The following is a 23,877-nucleotide window of genomic DNA, read 5'->3' on the forward strand; positions in this document are numbered from 1 at the left end:
TGCCTGATAGGAATTACGCAGATTTCTTTCTCTTGGAGATTCGACGATTTTGCCAAGATGTTTTGCTTCGTACACGCTTCTTGGCAAGCACGCCTCCTCTTAGCGGACGTTTGCGGAGACGTCTATTGATGCGCTTATTGATACGTCTACTGCTGCGTCGAGTAAGTCTGGCACCGGAACGCGCGGTTCTACGTTTTCTTTTTTTACCGTATTTGCGAGTCCGTATGGAAGTGGAGGAAGCGGTTCTGCGTTTACGTGGGTAGTGAACTGGAGCAGCGCTCTCCTTAGCAGCAGGGATAGACATAGATGCATCAGTCCAATATCGAAGATCGCCATGTGTGCGAATGGTTGGCAGCTGTCCATAATGGACCAAGTGAAGAACACCGCGCTTGTGCAGGCTCGCAAGGTGGGCAGCAATTTGGGGATCGAGGAAGACCTGCAATTCCTCTTCTCTCGCTGTCGTCCACGTCGATAAGCGCCTAACATCGTCATCCACATATCCAGGGTGGCATAGAATCTCCGTGATTCCTTGCGGGGCATTGTTCACCAGCTTCAAGAGCAGGGATACACCTGTGTCTTTGCTAAATGTGTGCATCATTAGCGTGTCAGCAACCCATGGAAGTTCGGGATCCGGCCTACTAGGGTGCACACGCACAGGAAGCTGTTCCTGTTGAGCCAGGCGTTTGACCCATGCGTATACGCCTTGACTGTAGAAATGGATATGGTGGTGCGAATCAATATGGGTAGGATGAAGACCATGCTGCACCATGCGCTGATACTGGTTGTCGAGTTCAAGTGAGATATCTTGCTCTGTCCAATCATCCAGCATGCCGTGGAAGGAGCCGTCCTCTCGTACGAGAGAAGGGATAAGAGTTGGATCGGTAACAGGCGAGCCATAGGTTAAATTGCAGTGCAGTCCCACTCCCAGGGAGGGGGTAGATCGAGCAATGGACACAGCATCGAGGAAGCCAGGGGTGTTGATCATTAAGGACGCACTGCTGACTGTTCCAAGCCGGTGAGCTTCCAAGATACCGCGATTCACGCTGTTCGATAGACCGAGGTCGTCAGCATTAATGATTAAATATCGAGACAATGACAATCCCACCTTCTATTGTTTTAGTACTAATAGATGATGAGACGGGTGCAAAGGAAAGTGCAATTGTCCACATATCCATAAATTAGCTGACAATTAAAAAGGAGAACCCTATGCCCGTCTCGATTATTTGCCCACGGTAGGGTAATGAAGCAGTGTGATATAGCGGATCACTTCATCCGTATTATTGGTGTATGTATGACTTTCGTTCGCGGTGAAACGGAGCGCCATATTCGGTTCGAGGATATACGTGTTCCCGCCAATGCCGACTTGAAGCTGTCCATTCATGACCATGATGAATTCATCGACACCCTCGTAATGCGGCTCGGAGGTATAGCTGCAGCTCGGCTCGATGACGACACTATATACTTCAAATCCTTTATCCTGCTCGAACGGGAAAATTGGATATGCGCGGTAATCCCCCTCTTCTTCCACAAGGGGCGTCGTTTCGTCCATGTGCACAACGGTGACGTTCGGGGTTGATTCTTCCATTAAAGTTGCAAATGAAATACGGAGTCCATTCACAATTTTCCATAGAACAGAAATGGTTGGATTCGATTCTCCGCGTTCAATTTGCCCCAGCATACCCTTACTGACTCCACTCATTTCGGATACTTGATCAAGGCTAAGGCCCCGTGATTTACGTATTTCTTGTAGATTCTTGCCGATTTTCTTATGTATCGGTTCTGACATGGGATACTCCTCTCTGGTTGTCTATCCAATCCATTCCAAAATCATACAAATCACCATGTACAATATAACGCACAAACGTATAATATATTATACAGGAAAATGTTAGAAATATTTACTGCTTCTATTGTAAGAAAAAATCGAGGAAGGGGCAATCAGTTTATGACCCAAACGATGATCGGATTAGTGAAGGCAGAGCGCAAGCCTGGAGCAGTATTACAAGAGGTGCCTATACCTGCCTATGGCCCCCATGACGTACTCATTCGGGTGCAGGCATCCTCGATATGCGGTACGGATGTTCATATTTACAAATGGGATGATTGGGCTGCGCGGACCGTTGTTACACCTAATGTGTTCGGTCATGAATTCGCAGGCGTAGTTACTGCCGTTGGCAATGAAGTGACGAATGCGAAGCCAGGGGATTATGTATCAGGCGAAGGGCATGTGGTCTGTGGGATGTGCAAGGCTTGTCGTACAGGCAATGCGCATGTGTGCGCGAACACACGCAGCTTCGGCATAACGATACCAGGCTGTTTCGCGGAATATGCAGTTGTTCGAGACAGCAATGTCATCCATAACGATCCGAAGCTTCCGCCGCATATTGCATGCTTGCAGGATCCACTCGGCAATGCGGTGCAGGCTGCGTTGTCCGGCGATATCGTAGGCAAGAGTGTAGCGGTTATCGGCGTTGGACCGATCGGACTGATGGCGATCGCGGTTGCGAAGGCCTGTGGAAGCGGGACTGTAATTGCTGTAGATGTGAATTCGTACCGATTGGATATGGCCAAAGCAATGGGCGCTGATGTCATCATTAATAGTGCGGAGGAGCCGCTTGTCGACACTTTAATGCAGCATACTGGCGGTGAGGGCGCAGAGGTCGTGCTGGAAATGTCCGGTCATCCTGGGGCGATCCGCGATGCTTTGAAAGCGGCTGCACAAGCTGCTCGCGTATCTCTGCTTGGCATTCCGACAGAGGAAGTGCCATTCGACTTGGCAAGGGATATTATTTTCAAAGGTCTGCATATTGAAGGGATTACAGGACGGCGCATGTTCGATACTTGGTATCAGATCAAGGGTCTGCTCAATCGCGGCCGCTTGAATTTAGAGCCGCTCGTTACGCATCATTTCCGACTGGATCAGTATGAAGAAGCATTTGAGCTAATGGCGTCTGGGAAATGTGGGAAAATTGTATTCTCGCATGACCTTAACCGAGCAATATAGGTTCCTTAGGTGAAGGATTCAGATGATTCAACATGTAATCTAATTCGGGAGGTTGGACTAATGGCAGGATTTGAAGTAATCGAGGGTCAACTGAAGAGCCTGAAGGCGGAAGGACGGTATCGGCCGCTCACTGTATGGGAGGGGGGCTCCGATTCTTGGATGACGTTACAGGATGGTCGCCGTGTGCTGCAAATGTCTTCGAACAACTATTTGGGATTGACGAAGCATCCAGCCCTTAAGAAAGCTGCCATTGAGGCGATTGAAGACTATGGAGTAGGGGCAGGCTCGGTACGAACGATTACGGGGACACTCGACATTCATGACCGATTGGAGCAGCGCTTGGCGGAATTCAAGGGGACGGAGGCCACGCTTGTATTCCAGTCTGGTTTTACGACGAATCAAGGCGTGCTATCTTCTATTCTTGGTCCGGATGATGTGGTTATCAGTGATGAATTGAATCATGCGAGTATTATTGATGGCATCCGCCTTACGAAAACCAATAAACGCATATATGCGCATAAAAATATGGATCAGCTTGAAGACGTACTCAAGGAATCCGGCTCGTATCGTCAACGGATTGTGGTAACAGATGGCGTATTCAGCATGGATGGTGATATTGCCCCGCTGCCGAGTATTGTAGAGCTGGCTGAACGGTATGACGCCCTTGTCTATGTCGATGATGCGCACGCAAGCGGCGTGCTTGGCAAATGCGGCAAGGGATCTACTGATCACTTTGGGCTGCATGGCCGGGTGCATATTCAAGTAGGTACTTTGTCCAAGGCGGTTGGTGCTGTTGGGGGATATGTAGCCACCTCCCAAGTGTTGAAGGACTATTTAACCCATACGGCGCGTTCGTTCCTGTTCAGCACGGCGCTTCCGCCTTCTGTCGCGGCAACATGCTTGGCAGCCATTGACGTTCTGCAGCGTGAACCGGAGCTGACGGAGCGGCTGTGGGCCAACGCGAATTCATTCCGTGCTTCCTTGCAGGCAGACGGATTCGATACCGGAGGGAGCGAGACGCCGATTATCCCGATTATTGTCGGTGATCCAGCACGAACGATGGCCTTCTCACAGCGATTGCTGGAAGAAGGGATATGTGCGCAAGGAATTGTATATCCGACTGTAGCACTAGAGCGTGGCCGGGTTCGATTAATTGTAACCGCACAGCATACAGCTGATGATTTGAAGTTTGCACGAGATGTGTTGAAGAAGGTTGGCACTGAATTTGGAATATTGTAAGGTTGAGGAGGCTTGTAGATATGCTTAGGCATATCTGCAAGCTTCTTTGAATATTTTTTAAATGTAAGCGCTATATATAGCTGAACCGTTGAGACTAGTCGCAGCCTAATGACCGGAATCTAATGTAAAAAAATAACTATCAATCTTAGGATCTATGCAGTATAATACATAGAAATACATACATATGCACGTGAATAATAGGTGTTTTGTCACTATTTCAAAGTCGTCTTTTATGTTCATGAACCGTGGAATAACAGTGTTTTTTGACTTTATATGGTGGACAATCCCTCGGAGAGTTAGCGATACCTCTAAAATGTATATTTATAAATTTTCTTACAGAAATATAGAAAATCCCTATGGTAACAGAACGATACCCCATCACATGACCCAAGCGTCACCGCTCTGACATCATCGCCGTACAACTTTGCTTTTGAGCAGATAGTTTTTCTTCATTAACGAGTTAGATAATCAGTGTAATAAAGAGATATTTAGATTAAACGGAAGTGTTTACAGGAATATGTAGTGAATATTCGGGGAATTCGACTTATTGATCATAAATTGAACCAATTTTACTATGTACATAAATTTACCAGTGGATTATAATTAGGCCTATGAAATTCCTACTGTGCTTATAGGAATAGTCGATAATAAACTTGTTCATTTCAGGAGGGTCAACATGAAGAAAACTTTGCTTCTTCTCTTATCTCTAACGCTGGCTAGCAGCTTGCTTCTGGCAGCTTGCTCGAATGACAGTGCCGCACCTGCAGACCAAGGACAAAGTCAGGTGTCATCCAACAACTCCAGTTCGGGAGAGACCGCGACACCTCCTGCAGATTTGTTGACAGAACCGGTTAGTGCTTCGGATATGTCGAAGCTCCCAGAACAAGCGAAGAAGCGTACCGACATGATCATTGTCGGGTTGGTAGATCCGAGTGGTGCCTTTACACCTTACTTCCAGCAGAGCGGATATGACGGCAACGTGTCCTCCATTCTGTACACTCCACTCGTTACGAATGACGAGAAGGGACTGCCGATTCCAGGATTGGCCGAGAAATGGGAGATTACGGAGGATGGAAAAACATTTACGTTCCATCTGCGCCAAGGCTTGAAGTTCAGTGACGGCTCACCGATTACAGCCGATGATGTTGCGTTCACATGGACGCTGGTCAATGACAAGGGTTACTCCGGTGAGGAGGATCTGTCCATCATTGGTATTGAAGGGGCAAAGGCATTCAAAGAAGGCAAAGCAACTTCCATTTCTGGTATTAAGGTCATCGACGCCAATACAATTTCCGTCACGTTGGAAAAAGGAAATGCTCAAGCGTTGACGGTTCTTGGCGGGGATGTGTTGTCCAAAGCTTACTACGGCAAAGATTACAAACCTGGTCAATCTCAGGACTTTATCAAAAATTTGCATGCGAATCCGGTTGGAACAGGCCCATACAAGCTTGAGAAGTTTATTCCTGGGCAAGAGGTTCGCTTTGTCGCTAACGAAAATTATTATAAGGGCAAGGCAAAGACTGAGCATTTCATATACAAAACAACGGAGGGCGATACGTGGCAGTTCATCGAGACAGGTGAGCAGGATTACGGTTCCTTCACGGCAACACAAGAAAATATTGAGAAGCTGAAATCCTTGGGCTTCTTGAATCTCGTTCCGGTTATATCCAGCAACTATAGCTTCTTGGCATTTAACCACGAGCACGCCACGTTCAAAGACAAGCGCGTTCGTCAGGCATTGACTTATGGACTGGATCGCCAATCCATCTACGTAGATGCGAACCAAGGCGCAGGGCAAGTGGCGAACATCCCAAGTTCACCAACTTCTTGGGCATATACAGAAGAGGGAATTAACCCATACAACTATGATCCGGAAAAAGCAAAAACATTGCTTGACGAAGCTGGCTGGAAACCTGGTAGCGACGGCATTCGCGAGAAGGACGGGCAAAAGTTGAAACTCCACTTTATCGGTTCCAAGAGTAAGGGGAATGACTTGTTCGTAACGATTGCGAAGGAAAATTACGCAGCGATAGGGGTTCAATTTGAGCCAGAGCTGTTCGCAGACTTCAACGCACTTGGTGCGAAATCAGACAGTGGCGATTACGACATTGCTTCCTTCTCAACGCCAGTTCTGGTGGATCCTGCGGATGGCGTTCGCCGCTTCGTGAACGGTGAAGTAAAGGGCTATGACAACCCGAAGGTGAAGGAGTTGTACGAGAAGGGCTTGGCAACCTCGGATATTGAAGAGCGCAAGAAAATCTATAAAGAATTGTTCCAAGTGTTGAACGATGATATGCCTTACATCTTCGCAAGCTATCGCAAATCCGTATATGCCTACAACGGACGCATCCATGGCTTGAAGGTTACTCCGCTGACTGGCGTAGCTGGAAGCGTGTTTGACTGGGAATTGAAATAATGATTATTGGAGCCCCTGGCCTGCATCTTCATTCGCAGCCAGGGGCGAATGACTTCCAAAAGGAGTGCAATCATGAGTAACTTTTTACTGCGAAGACTTTTGTACATGATCCTCATTTTGTCTGCCGCATCCTTATTTATTTTTGTGCTGTTTGCAATGATGCCAGGTGATTTTTTGGCGGGAAATACGAAGCTGTCGCCTGAACGGAAGGAGGAGCTCAGGGCAATTTATGGGCTGAACCAACCGGTGCTGGAGCGGTATTGGAACTGGATGACAAATGCGTTCCATGGCAATTTTGGATATTCTCTTGCACAGCAGAAGCCTGTAGTGACGCTGTTTAATGATTATGTGTGGAATTCGTTTTTGCTAGCCATTGTATCTACCTTTTTCACATGGCTATTGGCGGTTATTATCGGGGTTGTATCGGCGTACAAGCAGTATTCCTTCTTTGATACGGCCGTAATGGTCTTTTTATTTGCTGCGATGTCCATTCCATCATTCTTCATCGGATTGTATCTGATCAAGTTGCTGGCAGTTGATCTGAAGATATTGCCTCCTGGCGGAATGATGACAACAGGAAGCAATGCTACAGGGATGGCTCATGTATGGGAAGTCGTGGATCATATGGTGATGCCGGTAGCAGTGATGGTATTGCTCGGAGTAGGTTCATTAACTCGATATTTCCGCAGCAACATGATTGACGTTATTCGGCAGGACTATGTCCGGACAGCTAGAGCAAAGGGGATGAAGGAACGCGTTGTGCTGTATCGGCATGCGCTTCGCAATGCGATGCTTCCAGCAATCACCCTGGTGGGATTTGAACTTCCAGGATTGTTCGGTGGTTCGATGATTATCGAGAAAATTTTTAACTGGCCTGGGATCGGGCAGTTGTACATGCAATCCTTCGGTACGAGGGACTATCCGCTGCTCATGGGCTTTACGATGTTCATTGCTATCTTGACGATAATTGGCACACTTATTTCCGATGTATTGTATAAAGTCGCCGATCCGCGCGTCAGATTGCATTAAGGGGGTTCCATCATGTCTTCCATTACCGGCGGGGTAACAGAGGTTCAGCGGACGGTGCCAGTAGCGGCACGAACGTCTCTATGGCGTCAAGCATTTCACAAACTATTAAAAAATAAACTGGCCGTATTCGGCTTGTTCTTCTTCATATTTATGTTCTTGGCTTGTTTCATCGGACCACTATTCTCACCATATGCGGATGGCAAGAGCAATCTGGCTATGATGAACAAAGCACCTTCGATGAAGCATTGGCTCGGTACAGACGGGCTCGGACGAGATGTGTTGACACGGCTGCTGCAAGCCGGGCGCATATCCTTAACTGTAGGCTTTGCATCAATGATTATCTCCGTATTTATAGGTTCAATTCTCGGTGCGGTTGCGGCATATTATCGTGGTGTTGTCGATCAAGTAATTATGCGGATTGCTGACTTGCTGCTGACAATTCCGAGCATGCCGATCTTGTTCATACTGGGGGCTTTGATGTCCGAGTGGAAGGTACCAACGGAATATCGTATGTATTTCATCATGATTATACTCAGCTTTATAGGCTGGCCTGGATTAGCACGACTGGTGAGAAGCCAGATGCTCAGTATTCGCGAACGAGAATTTATGCAGGCGACAATTGTGCTTGGGCTTGATGACAAGCGCAAGCTCTTCAACCATATGATTCCGAATATTGCACCTCTTATTATCGTAGCTGCTACTTTAAGTACGGGCGGAGCGATATTGAGCGAATCCACACTTAGCTTCTTCGGTCTGGGGGTACTGCCTCCAACTCCTACGTGGGGGAATATGATTGAGGCGGCGAACAGCATTATGGACTTTGAGAAGCGTCCGTGGCTATGGATACCGCCCGGGGTTGCTATCTTTACTACAGTAATCGCTATTAACGTATTTGGTGATGGTTTGCGAGATGTTCTCGATCCTAAACAGAAGAAGTAAGGGAATGACAGTTGATGAAAAATGTAATCGAAATTGATCATCTCAGTACTTATTTTTATACCGAAGCAGGAGCTGTTAAGGCAGTCAATGATATTAGCCTGCGTATTCGTGAAGGGGAAACTGTATGCATCGTCGGCGAATCAGGCTGCGGCAAAAGTGTAACCGCAATGTCCATAATGGGGCTCGTCGAAGAGCCAGCAGGTAAAGTGGTGAACGGCAATATCCAGTTCGGTGGCAAGGATCTGCTCCACATTCCGAAGGAAGAGCTGCGCCAAATCCGTGGTAACGATATTGCGATGATATTCCAGGAGCCAATGTCCTCTCTGAACCCGGTGCTTACGATCGGCAAGCAGATTATGGAGCCTCTCATGGTGCATATGAAGCTATCGAAGAAGGATGCGCGGGTTCGGGCTCGTGAGCTAGTAGAGCTGGTTGGAATCTCCCGTGCAGAACAGATCTTGGACAGTTACCCGCATCAGTTGAGCGGGGGCATGCTGCAGCGGATTATGATTGCAATCGCGATGTCCTGTAATCCGAAGCTGCTCATTGCGGATGAACCGACGACGGCACTTGATGTAACGATTCAAGCGCAAATTCTGGATATGCTGCGTCAAATCAAAGAAGATTCGAACATGTCTATTTTACTCATCACCCATGACCTTGGTGTCGTTGCAGAAATTGCTGATTACGTAATCGTGATGTACTCCGGCAAGATCGTGGAAGAAGGCGAAGTTGTCGAGCTGTTCGAGAATCCGAAGCATCCTTATACACAAGGTCTACTTCGTTCGAAGCCTGTCATCGGCCAGCGTCAGGATGACTTGTATTCGATTCCGGGACAGGTACCTAACCCATTGTCTTTGACTGAGTCCTGCTATTTCCATGATCGCTGTGACCGCTGCATGTCCGTGTGCACAACGAAGCAGCCACAGCTGAAGGATACAGCTGAACGGCATCGGGTTGCTTGCTGGCTGTATGAGGAGGGAATTCAACATGGCTGAGACATTGCTCGAAGTGAAACATTTGAAAAAATACTTCCCGATCACCTCAGGCATATTCAATCGAACCGTTGGCCATGTGAAGGCGGTAGATGATATCAGCTTCACCATCAAGCGGGGGGAGACGTTCGGCTTGGTTGGCGAATCCGGCAGCGGGAAGAGTACGGTAGGGCGTACCATTATTCGTTTGTTGGAGAAGACAGAAGGCGAAGTGAAGTTTCAGGGGATTGATATCTATGGCATGCAGGAGAAGGAGCTACGCAAGCTTAGACCGAAGATGCAGCTCATCTTCCAAGATCCGTACAGTTCTTTGAACCCTCGTGTTCGCGTCGGCGATGCCATTGGCGAGGCGCTGCTTAACCATGGGATGACCACGAAGGAAGAAGTTCGGGATCGAGTGCTTGAGGTTATGGAAGCATGCGGTCTATCGGCCTATCAGTATGATCGCTTTCCACATGAGTTCTCAGGTGGTCAACGTCAGCGCATCGGAATTGCCAGAGCGCTTATCCTAGACCCGGATCTCATTATTGCGGACGAGCCAGTCTCAGCGCTCGATGTATCGATTCAGGCACAGATTATTAACTTATTCCGCAAGCTGCAGAAGACACGCGGCTTGACGTATTTGTTTATCTCCCACGACCTAAGCGTCGTGGAGCATCTGTGTGATCGAATCGGGGTTATGTACTTGGGCACCATGATGGAGACGGCGTCGCGAGACGAATTGTTCCGCAATCCGCTGCATCCGTATACGAAGGCACTGTTATCAGCTGTGCCGATTCCGATACCGAAGCTGAAGCGTGAACGAATCGTCCTGCAGGGGGATATTCCGAATCCAGCCAATCCTCCATCTGGCTGTAAGTTCCACACACGCTGTCCGTTTGCGACCGATATTTGTCGTGAGCAGGTTCCGGTATTCAGGGATGTAGGCAACGACCATCAAGTGGCCTGCCACCTCGTATAAGCCGATTTTGATCACGAAGTAATGTAATGGGTAATTCGGCTGGTTTTGATACGCAAATCCAATAGAATGTCCCGACAGTCGGATTGCGACTTCGGGGCATTTTTCATATAACGGATAGGGACAACCACACCGACAGTTCTTAATGATGGAATGAAGAGGGAAATAAACAACAATAGTGCACAATAACCATGAACAGATTTTCGCATATACACACCTCGATTTTTAGGGGGGATCAGCTGTTACCGCTATGGGAAGGGGCTGATGTTCCATGATTTTACTATTTCGACCCTATAATAACTTGAATAGTTTTCAAATTAATGAAAAATAATAGCATTTTACCAGTAATTTTATATGGTTATCCAAACTTGATCACATAACACATTGACTCACGTTTTTCAATTTCGTTATAATAGTGGACAATATGTAGAGGGAGGCACGGCAATGACAAAGCAACATCATGAAATGATCGTTGTCCTCGATTTTGGCGGACAATATAACCAGCTCATCGCACGTCGTATTCGCGATATGGGCGTGTACAGTGAACTGGTTCCATACAACACTTCAATTGAACGTATTCAAGAACTGAATCCAAAGGGGATCGTATTCTCCGGCGGTCCAGCGAGCGTATACGAAGAAAATTCACCAATGGTAGATCCGCGTATTTATGAATTGGGTCTTCCAATCATGGGGATTTGCTACGGTATGCAAATGATGTCGCATCAGCTGAAGGGTAAAGTTGAGCGTGCAGGCAAGCGCGAGTACGGGAAAGCTGATGTTGTATTCCAGCCAGGCAGTGAATTGGCACATGGCTTGGAAGCAAACCAAACCGTATGGATGAGCCATACGGACTTGGTTGTTGAGCTTCCAGAAGGCTTCCGCGTTGACGCGGGTACGGAGCATGCTCCAATTGCGGCAATGAGCCATCCGGAAAAACGTTTCCATGCGGTACAATTCCACCCTGAAGTACGTCATTCCGTATACGGTAATGAAATGATTCGCAACTTCTTGTTCCGTGTATGCGAATGCAAGGGCGACTGGTCGATGGAAACATTCATTGAGGACAAGGTGCAAGAAATTCGCGAGACAGTCGGTGATCGCAAAGTATTGTGCGCGCTTAGCGGCGGTGTAGATTCCTCCGTTGTAGCGGCACTTATTCATAAGGCAATTGGTGATCAACTGACATGTATGTTCATCGATCACAACTTGCTGCGCAAAGGCGAAGCTGAAGGCGTAATGGAGACATTCGTTGGCAAGTTCGATATGCATGTGGTTAAAATTGATGCACGCGAGCGCTTCATGAGCAAGCTTACCGGTGTATCCGATCCAGAGCAAAAACGTAAAATCATCGGCAACGAGTTCATTTACTGCTTCGACGAAGAGTCCGCGAAGCTGGGCGACTTCGACTTCTTGGCACAAGGCACATTGTATACGGATATCGTAGAGAGTGGAACAGCAACTGCTCAGACGATCAAGTCCCACCACAACGTTGGCGGCTTGCCTGAGGACATGAAGTTCAAGCTGATCGAACCTTTGAACACGTTGTTCAAGGACGAAGTTCGCAAAGTCGGCGAAGAGCTCGGCTTGCCGCGTGAAATCGTATGGCGTCAGCCATTCCCAGGTCCGGGTCTTGCGATCCGCGTATTGGGCGAAGTAACAGAGGACAAGCTGACAATTGTTCGCGAATCCGATGCAATCTTGCGTGAGGAAATTGCGAAGGCTGGCTTGGACAATGAAATCTGGCAGTACTTCACAGCATTGCCGGACATGAAGAGTGTCGGCGTTATGGGTGACGCGCGTACGTATTCCTACACAGTAGGTATCCGTGCGGTAACATCCATCGACGGCATGACAGCTGACTGGGCACGTATTCCGTGGGATATTCTTGAGAAGATCTCCGTACGTATCGTCAACGAGGTCGAGAACGTTAACCGTATCGTCTATGATGTAACATCGAAGCCACCGGCAACGATCGAGTGGGAGTAATTCCGTTCGAATCTTAATAAGTTAAAGGCTATACCGCGTTTAACCGCGGTATAGCCTTTTTGCGTTACGGTATTGAAATTAGGTGACTTCCTTCACTACGGCGAACGAAAATCTCTTTTATTTGAGTTGTTTAGCAAATAGAAGGGAGTATTTTTTATGTTTGCTGCAAAGCCATCAGAGGAGAAATAATGGGTTTGAGTGCGTTCGTTGTATCTTTCAATAATTAACACGTTTTTCATGGTATAGTAAAATATAGGGAGTGAATTAGAGCGGTGTGGAGGGATAGCTTTGGATGTAGTGATCACCAGAACAATCGGAGAACTTATCATAGGCACTAGATGTTCAAGAAACAAATTAGAGAAATGATGAAGAAAATAATCCCTATTTCTCTTGTGAGCCTATTGTTGTTATTTGCAGTGATCACATCAATAATAGTGTTATTTTTTTTCAATGTCGGCATTTTTGAAATCTTAGGGATCGAATATGATTCATGGAAGTCAATACTATTGTTCTATGGATTGTCACTGATTGCAGATGCTGTTGTTATAATTGTTCTCATGTTTATTAAGATTAATTGCTCTAAAGTAGGGCACAATTTTCGGAGACTGCATGAATTTATACTGCGAGTTGTGCTTAACTTTATTGCTATTTACACGATAGATGAATGTATGTCTTCGGTTCGTATCTCTTTTGTTGCCGAGGTAGTTTTCGCGCTCATTATTTCTACAATAGATATTTCAATAACTGCAAGCAAACGGGATTCCGGTAATCCTAGAAGTGAATAAAAAAATTCGGACATTTTGATTCAAACATCTCTTTGCAATTGTATTCATTGTGACCGCAAGACAGTAATTAACTTACAGGAGAAAGATAAAATAAGTAAGCAGCTAAGGGGAGTATCCACATGTACTCCCTTAAACTTGTGTTTCTATGGTGAGATAATGCACTTTTGTCTGAAACGTACATTAAAATGTACGTGAGGTGAGCCGTCATAGACAAGAATTTAGAAGAAAAGATAAACGAACTCAAGGAAAAATTAGCCGAGGCGGTAGGAAACAAGGGACGACTAACAGATGAAGAAGTGGTTCAAATCAGCCAACAGTTAGATACATATATTGTTAAAACACATTCTCGTCAAGATGGAGAAAGAAGAAAAAGATAGAATTGGATGAGTTTGAAGTAATTTGAATAGTTAATCTCAGTTTAAAGCCTAACCCTAAAGGATATAGATTCACAATTAGCTGTTGATTTCAAAAAGAACTCAAAAGAGTCTCTGAGGGGGAGATAGTAAAGGCTATACCGCGTTTAACCGCGGTATAGCCTTATTGCGTTACGGTATTGATATAGGGTTCACTTTCCTTCGTTAGTGATGAGGCGGCTACCTATTTCTGTACAGGAGACCAGAGTGCTGGTACATTCGAAGGCTCCCAGCCAGTCAAAGATGTATGTGGTTGCACACACTTATAAATCACACCATTATAAGAGACAAGATCGCCTGCCTTGTATGCTTTACCTGCCTGCCATGGATCTGTATTTCCCTCCGGATTTGGGAGATTAGCCGTTACGGATTGACTATGAGGGGAGACATTGCCTTGTCCGTCGATGATCCTGACCGTAAAGGTATACGTATTGCCTGGACTAAGACCGGTTGCAGCATAATTGGTTTGACTGCTGGTTCCGATTTTTTGCTGTTGTTGATAGATTTCGTACGTAAGGCCTTGAATTCCTGTGTTCGGATCGCTCCAATTCAGGTTTACTGAATTATACGTGACTGCCGTTACAGCCAACTGCTCAGGTGCCTTCAGCACAACCGGTTCTGGTTGTTCAGGGCCTTGGCCAAGAATAGAAGAATGATTGCCCGATACAACTAATGCAAATGGCTGAGGGCCTTGTGGCACATTGTATCCTTTGATGGTCACCGTATATTCGCCCGTAGTTGGAGTTGAAAGATATGCATTTTCCACGTTGTTGATGTGGTCATAATTGGCACAGCTTGTGCTAGCTGTATTTTGTACGAAGCAGTTGCCTTTGTAGAGTTCGCCAGTTGGGGTTTTTACTTCAAGATCGAGGTCATTGACCAATTGCTTGCCAGCTTGAACGGCACCTTGGTAATCGCTCCAGACAAGAGATATCTTGAGAGGTTTGCCGGCTTCGGCCTTTACGCGGTAGGAGATAGAATCGTTTGTTTTGATACCTGTGGTGTTGTCGATGAAGCTATTGGTTCTTCCGTCAGTAGGGGTGAGTGAATTCACGAGGTTAACGCGTCCCCATCCTGTTTCTCTGCTCATCCATCCATATCCTACATCTTCAGCTCCATTAATGAGCGTCGCTTTGATGAGTGCTGAGGAAGGTGTTACGTGCTTGTTCTCGGTATAAAATTGGCGAACGATGGCTGCCGATCCTGCGACAGCTGGAGTAGCCATGGAGGTACCGGTCATGTTGGTGTAGTACTGATTTGGATTTGCAGGTCTAGTTGAGGCTGAAGAACGAACGGAAATAATTGAGGTACCAGTAACGACGAGGTCAGGCTTAACTCTTCCATCTGATGCATATCCTCTGCTGGAGGTTGGGGCAATTTGATTCGAATTTGTTTTTTGAAGATTACCAACCGTAATGGTGTTTTTGGCATTGCCAGGTGAATTGATGGTGTTGTTCCCGCTGCCATCGTTCCCTGCGGCGAACAATACGGTGAAGTCTTTATTGTTGAACGTATATTCATCAGCGCGAGCAGAGTTGGAATTGTAGGTGTAGCTGCTGGCGCCCCAGGAGTTGGTATGGATGAACGATCCTTGCTGCTTCGCAGAGCCGAACAAGTCGCGCAGGTCGCCTGGGCAGATAGAAGTACCACCACAGCCAATTGTTTGGGCGAACAGTTTGGCACCATAGGCAACGCCTTTATATTTCCCATTGGACATTGCTCCTGTGCCGAGCACGGTACCGGCTACATGTGTGCCATGACCGATCGTATCCTTCCATGTTCCTTCGGGGTTAGGAACAGGAGTCGTATGCAGCTGACCTTCGAAATCCTTATGGAGTGTGCTTAGATTACCGGAATCCAAGCCGCTGTCGGCTACAGTAACCACTTGACCTTTTCCGGTCAATCCCTTGCTCCACACGCCATTCGACGTAGCAGCCCCAACTTGATTTGTGACGAAGTCGTTGAGGATCTCTTCTTGAGGCTTAGATTCGACGAAGGTGACATCTGGTTGATTAAGAACGAGCGGGAGTGATTCGTTGCTTAATACAGCTTCGATATAGCCTTCTTGCACATCGGTAACGGGGATGGCTTGCTGCTTAAGTGATTGGGCAACTTCTGCCTCACTGCCCCTGAATACTGAGATTACATAGTTGCTTGGTGAAGTGTCTTCGGAAGTGGAGAGGTTGCCATTCTTCCATTCTGGCTGAAAGAGGGTGACTCTGTAAATCTGATCGTTTGCGGCGAGGGTGCCGGCTTGTTGCGGGTTCATGCGTACGAGATAAGCATAGTCAGGGAGATAGTCTCCGAGTTCCGCTCCAGCCTGTTGCAAGAGCTGTTTGGAGGAATCTGTGATGACGTCGTTGAATTGAACAACGTACAATTGGCGTTGCGTGCTTTCTTCATCAAGCTGCAGTCCATAGTGTTCATTTTCATTCTGGAGATTGACGGTGCCTGTTCGCAAATAGAGCAGCTTCTCGGTTGAATTGTTCGCGGGGCCTTCATAGGCTGACACCGCTGGTGACATCAGGCTGATTGCCATGGCAATCGACATGATCATTGAAAGCACTTTTTTGTTGTTTTTGTTCGCCAAATGCTATTCCTCCTTGGTATAAAAGAGTATAGTCTAGTCTGACAAAGCTGGCATTTTTAACGTATAAACTCACCTCCAAAATGCTAGATTTACATGTTTACCCGAATACCATTTGTAAAAAGCAATCATAATAGTTTCAGAACTGGGTAAAAATGTATGAACCCATTTTATAAAAAATAATGAATTAATTCAATAGTTTTACTGTGATTTTCCAGAAAAAATTTTTTTGTAATTCTAGCATGCTGGGACATCATAGAATGTTGATTTCAGTAATGGAGAAATTGAATTTGTTTTCGCTACAAAAACACGAACGAGTTATAAGATATTTTGTTTATTGTTCGGAAATGGCGTTGACAACCCTGCCGAATGCCTATACAATGTGAGTAGATAACCTAATAACGCAACTTTTTCGTATAATCTTGGGAATTGGCCTGAGAGTTTCTACGAGATCACCGTAAATGATCTGGCTACGAAGAGGAACGGCTTTCCGGATGAATCTAGTTAGAAGATTCGTCTTATACGCTCTGCCTGCCCATAATCTGTGTGCAATATCAGGATGGGAACTTGCTATTCATTCATATAGCGGGCAGTGCGAGTAGGGAATGCCTCACTTCTTTTCACGCCAGAGCTCGGGAGATCAACCTGAGTTCTTTTTTTGTACTTAGACAGGTTACTGGGGGAAACAGAAGCAGCAGTAAACACACATTCATGAGATGTCATGGGGAGGATGTTATACACATGGAGCGCTTCTTCAAAATCAAGGAGAACGGTTCGACAATTAGTACGGAGATTATGGCGGGTATTACGACCTTTATGGCGATGGCGTACATCTTGGCCGTTAATCCGAACATTCTAACGGCTTTCGGTAAGACCGGCATGGAATGGTATCCCGTATTTCTTGCAACAGCTATTGCAGGCGGTATTTTCACCATTGCGATGGGGATCTTCGTTAATTTCCCGGTTGCCTTGGCACCAGGGATGGGGCTGAATGCTTACTTTGCAACAGTCGTCGTATCGACTGCTGGCTCGGAACATCCGATCACATGGCAAATGGCACTGACGGCAGTATTTATTTCCGGGATTATCTTCTTCCTGCTTACGATTACACATGTACGTCAAATGCTGCTTGAAGCAGTTCCTGATGCACTTAAGCATGCGATTACAGTCGGTATCGGCTTGTTCATTACGATTGTCGGCTTGAAAAATAGCGGAATGTTGTCCGTGTCCGTTGAGACCGTGAATGATATTCCTAAGGGTACATTCACACCGCTTCAAGGTTTTGAAACAGTATTCGGCTTAGGCAGCTTCTCCAATCCTGATGTACTGCTTACAATTATCGGCTTGGCACTTATTTCGATTCTTATGATTTTGAACGTACGCGGCGCGATTTTGTTCGGTATTTTGGGAACGACGGTCGCTGCGATTTTGATGGGGCGCGTCGATTTCAGTTCGTTGAACGGTGCAAACTGGGTTCCAGATTTGACGCAATTGAGCTTCTTCGAGTTTGATTTCGCTGGCATCATGGGTGTGGGTATCGTATCTATCATCCTAACGTTCACATTCGTTGAATTGTTCGATACATTCGGAACATTGGTTGGTACAGCCAACCGTGCTGGATTCATGAGAAATCGTGAAGAAGGCAACAAGCGCGTAGGGAAAGCGATGTTCGTTGACTCTGTTGCGGTAGCGGGCGGTGCGGCACTTGGTACAAGTACGGTGACTGCATTCGTAGAAAGCTCCGCGGGTGTAGCAGAAGGCGGACGCACAGGACTTACGTCTGTAACGACAGGAATCTGCTTCTTGTTGTCCTTGTTCTTGGCTCCAGCAGTTGCTTTGATTCCAGGCCCAGCTACAGCAGCAGCGCTTATCGTCGTTGGTGTATTGATGATGCAAGCCGTTACGGAAATCAACTTCAAAGACTTGGTTATTGGGATTCCGGCATTTATGACGATTGCATTCATGCCGTTCACGTACAGCATTGCGAACGGTATTTCCTTCGGTATTCTTGGTTACGTCCTGCTGGCGTTCGTAGCGAACGTATTCGGCAAGGGTGAGAAATATAAGATTCACTGGCTTATGTGGGTGCTGTTTGTACTGGTTATTGTCCGCTATGTAGCAATGGGCGGCCACTAGGGCTCGCATTCGCTTTTGATCACGAAGTTGAACTGATTGTATCTCGGCATCGAATCTTGCGTTCACCCTTCGAACAGCACATGCTTTCGACGTATGTTTCCTTACGGAAACATTGTAGCTGCTCATGTAGTTCTGACTACATTCCGCTGCTCCTTACAAGTTTTGCATCGCAAAACTCGCTTCGGAAGCATCGGCTTCGGGTTCATGCAACCTTCTCGGTGCTGAAAAGCAAACTTTTGATCACGAAGTGGAACTGTTTGTAACAGTGCTGAAAAGCGAACTTTTGATCACTTATTACACGAGATACTCAACTTAGAATGGCATCAGGGGGATGGGACTTCATGAAAAAATTAGCGTTAACACTTGCATTCGTACTTTCGATGGGCACATTGCTGGCAGCTTGCGGCGGGGACAAGGCAGCTGAAGGCGGCAAGGAAGCGCCGACAGAATTGGTCATCTCAACTTGGGGCTTTGCCGAGGATGCGATGAAGAAGAACGTGTACGAGCCGTTCGAGAAAGAGTATAACGTTAAGATCGTGACAGAGATCGGCAACAACACGGATCGCTTGAACAAAGTCCGTCAAGGCAGCTCGAAGGTAGACCTGATCTACTTGTCCGACTACTATGCACTGCAAGGTGCTGAAGAAGGCTTATTCGAGAAGATTGATCGCAAGAACATTCCGAACATCGAGCAGCTGTATGATATCGCTAAGGCGCCGATCGGCGAAGACTATGGCCCAGCGCACACGGTAGCGCAGCTTGGACTTGCGGTGAACAGCGATGAGGCAAAAACGCCGATTGAATCATGGAGCGACCTGTGGAAGCCTGAATTGAAAAATAAAATTGCCCTGCCTAACATTACGATTACAACAGGGCCAATGATGATGGATTTTGCGGCGAAGGTAGCGGGCAGCAAGGATATGGATACGGAAGCGGCCTTCAAAGCGATGAAAGAAATCAATCCTGGCGTCGTGAAGTATTACTCCAAGTCCGCTGACTTGGTTAATATGTTCGCGCAAGGTGAGGTTGTGGCTGCACCGATGCAGGACACCTTCTTGGGCAGCTTGACGGAAGCTCTGCCATCCGCTAAGTTCGTAACGCCGAAGGAAGGCGCATATGCGCTCTTGAACACGGTCAACATTGTAAAAGGCTCGAAACATAAAGAGCTGGCAGAAAAGTTCATTAACTGGCACTTGAGTCAGCAAGTACAAGAAGCGAATGCGAAGGCTCGCGTCGATTCGCCAACGAACAAAGAAGTGAAGCTGACCGCTGACGAGGCGAAAGGCTTGACGTATGGCCCAGATGTTGTTGAAAACCTGAAGACGCTTGACCTTCGTAAAGTGAACAAAGAAATGAGCGGTTGGATTGACCGCTGGAACCGTGAAATCGAGTAAAGTCCAAATATTGAATGTTCAAAAACGTATACGTTGCAACGGCTAAGAGCGACTTCGCGACGACAAGGTACCTTTTTGAACTTCCTCGATCAAGAGGAGGGCTGCCGTTTATCGCACCCTCCTTTTTTATTCCCATCAATAGTCAGGAGGTTGGCATCATGGTTGCGGATACGGCTACTTCGAAGCAAATGCCCGTCATTATGGATGTCGATACGGGCGTAGATGATGCACTTGCATTAGCGTTAGTTTGGAAAAGCAAACAAGTAGAGCTTGTCGGCGTGACGACAGTGAATGGCAATGTCTCACTCTCACAAGCGACGTTAAATACACGAAAAGTGATACACATGCTGCAGCAGTTGGATGAGGACAAGCAACGCGCGGATGTTGAGGCGAACAAGGTTCCGCTGAATTTCGAGCAAAAAGGAGCTGCCTCTGCAAGGAATGGATTCACTCGCAATGTTCCAATCATTCCGGGAGCGAACGAGCCATTGATGCGTCCGACGTTCTTCGAGCACGCTGTGCACGGAAATGATGGCTTGGGCGGAGCTCTATCCGATATGAGTCCGCCCGAGCTGGAGGAAGGGCTGCCGCATGCAGCACAGTTCATCATTGAAGAAGCGAAGAAGCGCCCAGGTGAGCTGACACTTCTTATGACAGCGCCGCTCACCAATCTGGCAATTGCCTTGCGGGCCTGTCCCGAATTGCCGCAGCTCGTTAAGCGGGTCGTTATGATGGGAGGCGCGCTGCAGACGTTCGGCAACGTTACGCCAGTGGCGGAATACAACATCTACGTTGACCCAGAAGCGGCCAAAATGGTGCTGCATGCAGGATTTGACCTGACCATCGTCGGTCTGGACGTAACACGTCAGGCACTGCTGCGTCCCGAGCATTTGGAGAAGCTCGACTCCACACCGCTTGGAGGCTTTGTCCGTACATGTACGGCACAGTACATGGAGCGGTATCGAATGCGCAACGGTGTAGCAGCGTGTGCGATGCACGATCCGCTCGCTGCCTATATAGTGATCGATGCCAGTATCGTCAAGACGCATCGCTATTATGTGGACGTTGAGACACGAAGCGACCTGTGCGACGGTCAAACCGTGTGTGACGTTCAGAATCGCCTCGGCCGGGAGTCAAACGCAAATGTATGTGTAGAGGTAGATGGAGAGGCGTTCATGGATCGTTTTATCTCCGTATTGCAAGCATAGACATCAAGAGAAACAGGAGACGAACTGATGAAAAAACCATTTATATGGCTGCTGCTTCCGGGACTCGTATTCTTGACCTTGTTCATGATCATCCCGATCTTCATGACAATTGGCTCAACTTTCTTCCGTGAAGGGCAATTTACAATCGACGGTTATGTGAAGCTGCTCGGCGATCCGTACATGCTGAAAATATTAGGTACTACACTGCAGGTCAGCTTCGTTACAACACTTGCCTGCATAATGATCGGATTCCCTGCTGCTTACTATATTTCACGGCAGAAGGCGCGTATCAAAGGAATCCTGCTGGCGCTCGCAATCTTCCCACTCATGACGAGTGCGATTGTGCGCTCCTTCAGCTGGATGGTCATTCTCGGCAAGAACGGTTTGGTGAATCAGCTGTTGACCAGCATTGGATTAATTGATGAGCCGTTAAAAATCATGTATACGCCGACCGCGATGATGATCGGTCTCATTCATCTGTTTTTGCCGCTTATGATCATTTCGCTCGTCGGTGTTATGGAGAACATTGACGGCGACCTGTTGAATGCTTCATCAAGTCTTGGCGCATCTCGCATGAAGGGCTTTATGACCGTCATCGTACCGCTGTGTGTGCCTGGTCTTATCGTTGGCAGCATCCTTGTATTCGTCGGCAGTCTAACGGCGTATACGACGCCGCAGCTGCTTGGCGGCAAACAGCGAGTCGTCGCTACGTTCCTGTATCAGAATGCGATGACGCTCAACGACTGGGATATGGCTTCGATTATTGCGACCGTCATGATTGTCGTCACCTTCATCATTATCGGTCTTATGAATCAGCTCGCTCGCAAATTGAATCCGAAGGGATAACGGGGGTTAACTTCTTATGAAAGAACAACATCGCGGACTCGCCGTATTTACGGGATTGGTGTTTCTCTTTTTGCTCGGGCCGCTCATCATTATTATGGCAACGTCTTTTGGAGAGGGTTCGGTACTGAAGTTCCCGCCAGAAGGCTTCTCACTGAAATGGTATCGCAATATTTTTGATGTCGAAATGTTTTTGTCTACGTTTAAAGTTACGATCATCGTCGCGCTTGCCGGCAACCTGATTGCGCTTCTGCTCGGCGTTCCTGCTGCATATGCGCTGAGCCGCTATCAGTTTAAGGGCAAGGGGCTGCTCAATGCCATCTTTATCTCGCCGATTTTGATCCCTGGGGTCGTGCTCGGCTTCACGATGCTCAAGTATTTAGTCGTGAAATTCGAACTGCCCGTATATACAAGCTTGCTGATCGGACACATCGTGCTGATGCTGCCATTTATCATTCGGGTCATTGCATCGAGCTTGGCGAACTTCGACTATTCCGTTGAAGAAGCGTCCATGAGCTTGGGTGCGAGCCGACTGCAGACATTCTTCACGGTCGTGCTGCCTAACATTCGTTCTGGTCTTATCGCGGGTGTTCTGCTCGCGTTCCTGGAATCGTTCAACAACGTAGATATTTCCGTGTTCATGACGGGACCTGGGGTCAGCACATTGCCGATTCAAATGCTGACCTATGTCGAGAATTACTTCGACCCGACAATTGCAGCAATTTCGGTGCTGCTGATGGTCATTACAGCATTGCTTATGTTCTCAATTGAACGTTTAATGGGACTCTCCTACTTCACGAAAAATAACTAGCATACATCGGAGGCCAACGATCATGGAATTGCTATCCCTTCAAAATATATCTGTTGCATACGAGAAAAACCTGATCTTGAAAGACTTCAACCTAAGCCTGAACGAAGGCGAGCTGATCTCTCTGCTCGGACCATCAGGCTGCGGCAAGACGACAACACTGCGCCTGATTGCTGGCTTCCTGGAAGCGAAGGACGGCAAGTTCCTATTCCAAGGGAAAGATTATACACGGGTGCCGGTGAACAAGCGTAACTTCGGCTTCGTATTCCAGAGCTATGCGCTGTTCCCGCACATGAGCGTGTTCGACAATGTCGCGTACGGCTTGAAGCTGCGCAAGGTGGACAAGTCGTCCATCGCGAAGCGTGTACATGAGATGCTGGAGGTTGTAGACCTGAAGGGCTTCGAAAAGCGATTCCCCGGAGAATTGTCCGGTGGACAGCGTCAACGCGTTGCAATCGCTCGTGCGCTCGTCATTCAGCCGGATCTGCTCCTGTTCGACGAACCGCTTAGTAACCTGGACGCGAACCTGCGCGTCAATATGCGTGTAGAAATTCGCCGTATTCAGAAGCAGCTTGGGATTACAAGCGTGTATGTATCTCACGACCAAGAGGAGTGCTTCTCCATTTCAGATAAGGTTGCCATCATGAACAAAGGCGTCATTGAGCAATTGGATGCGCCTGCGAACATTTATAAATACCCGGCCACTGAATTCGTTGCCCGGTTCATCGGCTTCAACAACTTTATCGACATTGGCGAAATGCATGATGACGGAGGAGCGATTACGATACACGGCGCAGAAGGAGTGAAGATGCAGGTCATCCATCGCTCAGGCCATCCATTGTCCAGCTCGATGAAGGGCGCTATTCGTCCAGACGATCTTCTGGTAGCTACAGACAGCGAATGTACGGCTGGGATTGGCGGCTTAACGGCTGAGGATGTGGAAGCGGGATGGAACCAGATTGACGGTCAAGTGAAAATCAGTACCTTCCTCGGTCGCAGCTATCAATACATCGTCGAAACGCCGCTTGGCGAATTCACGGTAAATCGCGAAATGGAGACGCCGTTCGAACGCGGTACAGCCGTGAAGCTCGTACTGCCGAAAGAAAAAGTCGTTCTGGTGAGAACTTCGAACTAATA

General features: G+C 47.4%; 19 protein-coding genes and 1 riboswitch. Of the genes, 16 read left to right on the forward strand and 3 right to left on the reverse strand.

Annotated features, from left to right (window positions below; all coding sequences use genetic code 11):
* Positions 1-13: 13 nt before the first annotated feature.
* Together M3661_RS14465 and M3661_RS14470 are read right to left on the reverse strand one after the other, a co-directional pair.
* Complete coding sequence (locus tag M3661_RS14465; RefSeq protein WP_065293603.1) at positions 14-1,093, reverse strand: ChbG/HpnK family deacetylase; 1,080 nt, start codon at positions 1,091-1,093, stop codon at positions 14-16.
* 126 nt (positions 1,094-1,219) lie between these two features.
* The gene (locus tag M3661_RS14470; RefSeq protein WP_065293604.1) at positions 1,220-1,786 is read right to left on the reverse strand and encodes a helix-turn-helix domain-containing protein; all 567 of its coding nucleotides are present in this window, start codon (positions 1,784-1,786) and stop codon (positions 1,220-1,222) included.
* A gap of 159 nt (positions 1,787-1,945) precedes the next feature.
* Here M3661_RS14470 and tdh point away from each other — a divergent pair, with 159 nt between their 5' ends.
* The 10 genes from tdh to M3661_RS14515 all read left to right on the forward strand — a co-directional run bounded on the left by tdh (position 1,946) and on the right by M3661_RS14515 (position 13,728).
* Positions 1,946-3,004, forward strand: a complete 1,059-nt coding sequence (gene tdh / locus M3661_RS14475; RefSeq protein ID WP_251486166.1) for an L-threonine 3-dehydrogenase — start codon at positions 1,946-1,948, stop codon at positions 3,002-3,004.
* Positions 3,005-3,064: 60 nt separating this feature from the next.
* On the forward strand, positions 3,065-4,243 hold the full coding sequence (locus tag M3661_RS14480) for a glycine C-acetyltransferase (RefSeq protein WP_251486169.1): 1,179 nt from the start codon (positions 3,065-3,067) through the stop codon (positions 4,241-4,243).
* Positions 4,244-4,919: 676 nt separating this feature from the next.
* The gene (locus M3661_RS14485) at positions 4,920-6,659 is read left to right on the forward strand and encodes an ABC transporter substrate-binding protein (RefSeq protein ID WP_251486171.1); all 1,740 of its coding nucleotides are present in this window, start codon (positions 4,920-4,922) and stop codon (positions 6,657-6,659) included.
* A 72-nt stretch (positions 6,660-6,731) separates the two neighbouring features.
* Positions 6,732-7,688 carry an ABC transporter permease gene (locus M3661_RS14490; protein WP_044354900.1) on the forward strand — a complete coding sequence of 319 codons (957 nt, stop codon included), beginning with the start codon at positions 6,732-6,734 and terminating at the stop codon, positions 7,686-7,688.
* Between the two features lie 12 nt (positions 7,689-7,700).
* Positions 7,701-8,627 (forward strand): oligopeptide ABC transporter permease, encoded by a 927-nt coding sequence (gene opp4C / locus M3661_RS14495; protein ID WP_251486188.1) that lies wholly within the window; start codon positions 7,701-7,703, stop codon positions 8,625-8,627.
* Between the two features lie 14 nt (positions 8,628-8,641).
* Positions 8,642-9,625, forward strand: a complete 984-nt coding sequence (locus M3661_RS14500; RefSeq protein WP_251486191.1) for an ABC transporter ATP-binding protein — start codon at positions 8,642-8,644, stop codon at positions 9,623-9,625.
* Positions 9,618-10,583: an ABC transporter ATP-binding protein gene (locus M3661_RS14505; protein WP_021259916.1), complete on the forward strand. Its 966-nt coding sequence runs from the start codon at positions 9,618-9,620 to the stop codon at positions 10,581-10,583. The genes M3661_RS14500 and M3661_RS14505 overlap by 8 nt, the downstream gene beginning before the upstream one ends.
* A gap of 441 nt (positions 10,584-11,024) precedes the next feature.
* Positions 11,025-12,566 carry a glutamine-hydrolyzing GMP synthase gene (guaA, locus tag M3661_RS14510; protein WP_251486196.1) on the forward strand — a complete coding sequence of 514 codons (1,542 nt, stop codon included), beginning with the start codon at positions 11,025-11,027 and terminating at the stop codon, positions 12,564-12,566.
* A 365-nt stretch (positions 12,567-12,931) separates the two neighbouring features.
* A complete protein-coding gene (locus M3661_RS30760) occupies positions 12,932-13,351 on the forward strand; it encodes a YrvL family regulatory protein (RefSeq protein WP_397376521.1) in 420 nt (139 codons plus the stop codon).
* Positions 13,352-13,581: 230 nt separating this feature from the next.
* Positions 13,582-13,728, forward strand: a complete 147-nt coding sequence (locus M3661_RS14515) for an aspartyl-phosphate phosphatase Spo0E family protein (RefSeq protein WP_251486247.1) — start codon at positions 13,582-13,584, stop codon at positions 13,726-13,728.
* A gap of 220 nt (positions 13,729-13,948) precedes the next feature.
* On the opposite strand, the gene M3661_RS14520 is transcribed toward M3661_RS14515, so the two are convergent.
* Positions 13,949-16,354 carry a S8 family serine peptidase gene (locus M3661_RS14520; protein ID WP_251486198.1) on the reverse strand — a complete coding sequence of 802 codons (2,406 nt, stop codon included), beginning with the start codon at positions 16,352-16,354 and terminating at the stop codon, positions 13,949-13,951.
* A 389-nt stretch (positions 16,355-16,743) separates the two neighbouring features.
* Positions 16,744-16,844: riboswitch (purine riboswitch) on the forward strand.
* 248 nt (positions 16,845-17,092) lie between these two features.
* Here M3661_RS14520 and M3661_RS14525 point away from each other — a divergent pair.
* From M3661_RS14525 to M3661_RS14550, 6 genes are all read left to right on the forward strand, one after another.
* Entirely contained in the window at positions 17,093-18,487 is a 1,395-nt protein-coding gene (locus tag M3661_RS14525) for an NCS2 family permease (RefSeq protein ID WP_251486201.1), read from the forward strand.
* 341 nt (positions 18,488-18,828) lie between these two features.
* The gene (locus M3661_RS14530; protein ID WP_065293632.1) at positions 18,829-19,881 is read left to right on the forward strand and encodes an ABC transporter substrate-binding protein; all 1,053 of its coding nucleotides are present in this window, start codon (positions 18,829-18,831) and stop codon (positions 19,879-19,881) included.
* A 158-nt stretch (positions 19,882-20,039) separates the two neighbouring features.
* A complete protein-coding gene (locus M3661_RS14535; RefSeq protein WP_251486204.1) occupies positions 20,040-21,089 on the forward strand; it encodes a nucleoside hydrolase in 1,050 nt (349 codons plus the stop codon).
* A 27-nt stretch (positions 21,090-21,116) separates the two neighbouring features.
* The gene (locus tag M3661_RS14540; RefSeq protein ID WP_028533676.1) at positions 21,117-21,935 is read left to right on the forward strand and encodes an ABC transporter permease; all 819 of its coding nucleotides are present in this window, start codon (positions 21,117-21,119) and stop codon (positions 21,933-21,935) included.
* A gap of 16 nt (positions 21,936-21,951) precedes the next feature.
* Positions 21,952-22,743: an ABC transporter permease gene (locus M3661_RS14545; RefSeq protein ID WP_021252207.1), complete on the forward strand. Its 792-nt coding sequence runs from the start codon at positions 21,952-21,954 to the stop codon at positions 22,741-22,743.
* A 22-nt stretch (positions 22,744-22,765) separates the two neighbouring features.
* Positions 22,766-23,875, forward strand: coding sequence for an ABC transporter ATP-binding protein (locus M3661_RS14550; protein ID WP_065293633.1), 1,110 nt, complete (start codon positions 22,766-22,768; stop codon positions 23,873-23,875).
* The last annotated feature ends 2 nt before the right edge of the window (positions 23,876-23,877 follow it).

This window comes from Paenibacillus sp. MER 180, assembly GCF_023713665.1.
Classification (GTDB): domain Bacteria; phylum Bacillota; class Bacilli; order Paenibacillales; family Paenibacillaceae; genus Paenibacillus_B; species Paenibacillus_B suaedae.

Bases quoted from the DNA above. Each gene is read 5' to 3' on its own strand.
- M3661_RS14470 (WP_065293604.1), bottom strand. From the start codon at position 1,786: ATGTCAGAACCGATACATAAGAAAATCGGCAAGAATCTACAAGAAATA.
- tdh (WP_251486166.1), top strand. From the start codon at position 1,946: ATGACCCAAACGATGATCGGATTAGTGAAGGCAGAGCGCAAGCCTGGA.
- M3661_RS14480 (WP_251486169.1), top strand. From the start codon at position 3,065: ATGGCAGGATTTGAAGTAATCGAGGGTCAACTGAAGAGCCTGAAGGCG.
- M3661_RS14485 (WP_251486171.1), top strand. From the start codon at position 4,920: ATGAAGAAAACTTTGCTTCTTCTCTTATCTCTAACGCTGGCTAGCAGC.
- M3661_RS14490 (WP_044354900.1), top strand. From the start codon at position 6,732: ATGAGTAACTTTTTACTGCGAAGACTTTTGTACATGATCCTCATTTTG.
- opp4C (WP_251486188.1), top strand. From the start codon at position 7,701: ATGTCTTCCATTACCGGCGGGGTAACAGAGGTTCAGCGGACGGTGCCA.
- M3661_RS14500 (WP_251486191.1), top strand. From the start codon at position 8,642: ATGAAAAATGTAATCGAAATTGATCATCTCAGTACTTATTTTTATACC.
- M3661_RS14505 (WP_021259916.1), top strand. From the start codon at position 9,618: ATGGCTGAGACATTGCTCGAAGTGAAACATTTGAAAAAATACTTCCCG.
- guaA (WP_251486196.1), top strand. From the start codon at position 11,025: ATGACAAAGCAACATCATGAAATGATCGTTGTCCTCGATTTTGGCGGA.
- M3661_RS30760 (WP_397376521.1), top strand. From the start codon at position 12,932: ATGAAGAAAATAATCCCTATTTCTCTTGTGAGCCTATTGTTGTTATTT.
- M3661_RS14525 (WP_251486201.1), top strand. From the start codon at position 17,093: ATGGAGCGCTTCTTCAAAATCAAGGAGAACGGTTCGACAATTAGTACG.
- M3661_RS14530 (WP_065293632.1), top strand. From the start codon at position 18,829: ATGAAAAAATTAGCGTTAACACTTGCATTCGTACTTTCGATGGGCACA.
- M3661_RS14535 (WP_251486204.1), top strand. From the start codon at position 20,040: ATGGTTGCGGATACGGCTACTTCGAAGCAAATGCCCGTCATTATGGAT.
- M3661_RS14540 (WP_028533676.1), top strand. From the start codon at position 21,117: ATGAAAAAACCATTTATATGGCTGCTGCTTCCGGGACTCGTATTCTTG.
- M3661_RS14545 (WP_021252207.1), top strand. From the start codon at position 21,952: ATGAAAGAACAACATCGCGGACTCGCCGTATTTACGGGATTGGTGTTT.
- M3661_RS14550 (WP_065293633.1), top strand. From the start codon at position 22,766: ATGGAATTGCTATCCCTTCAAAATATATCTGTTGCATACGAGAAAAAC.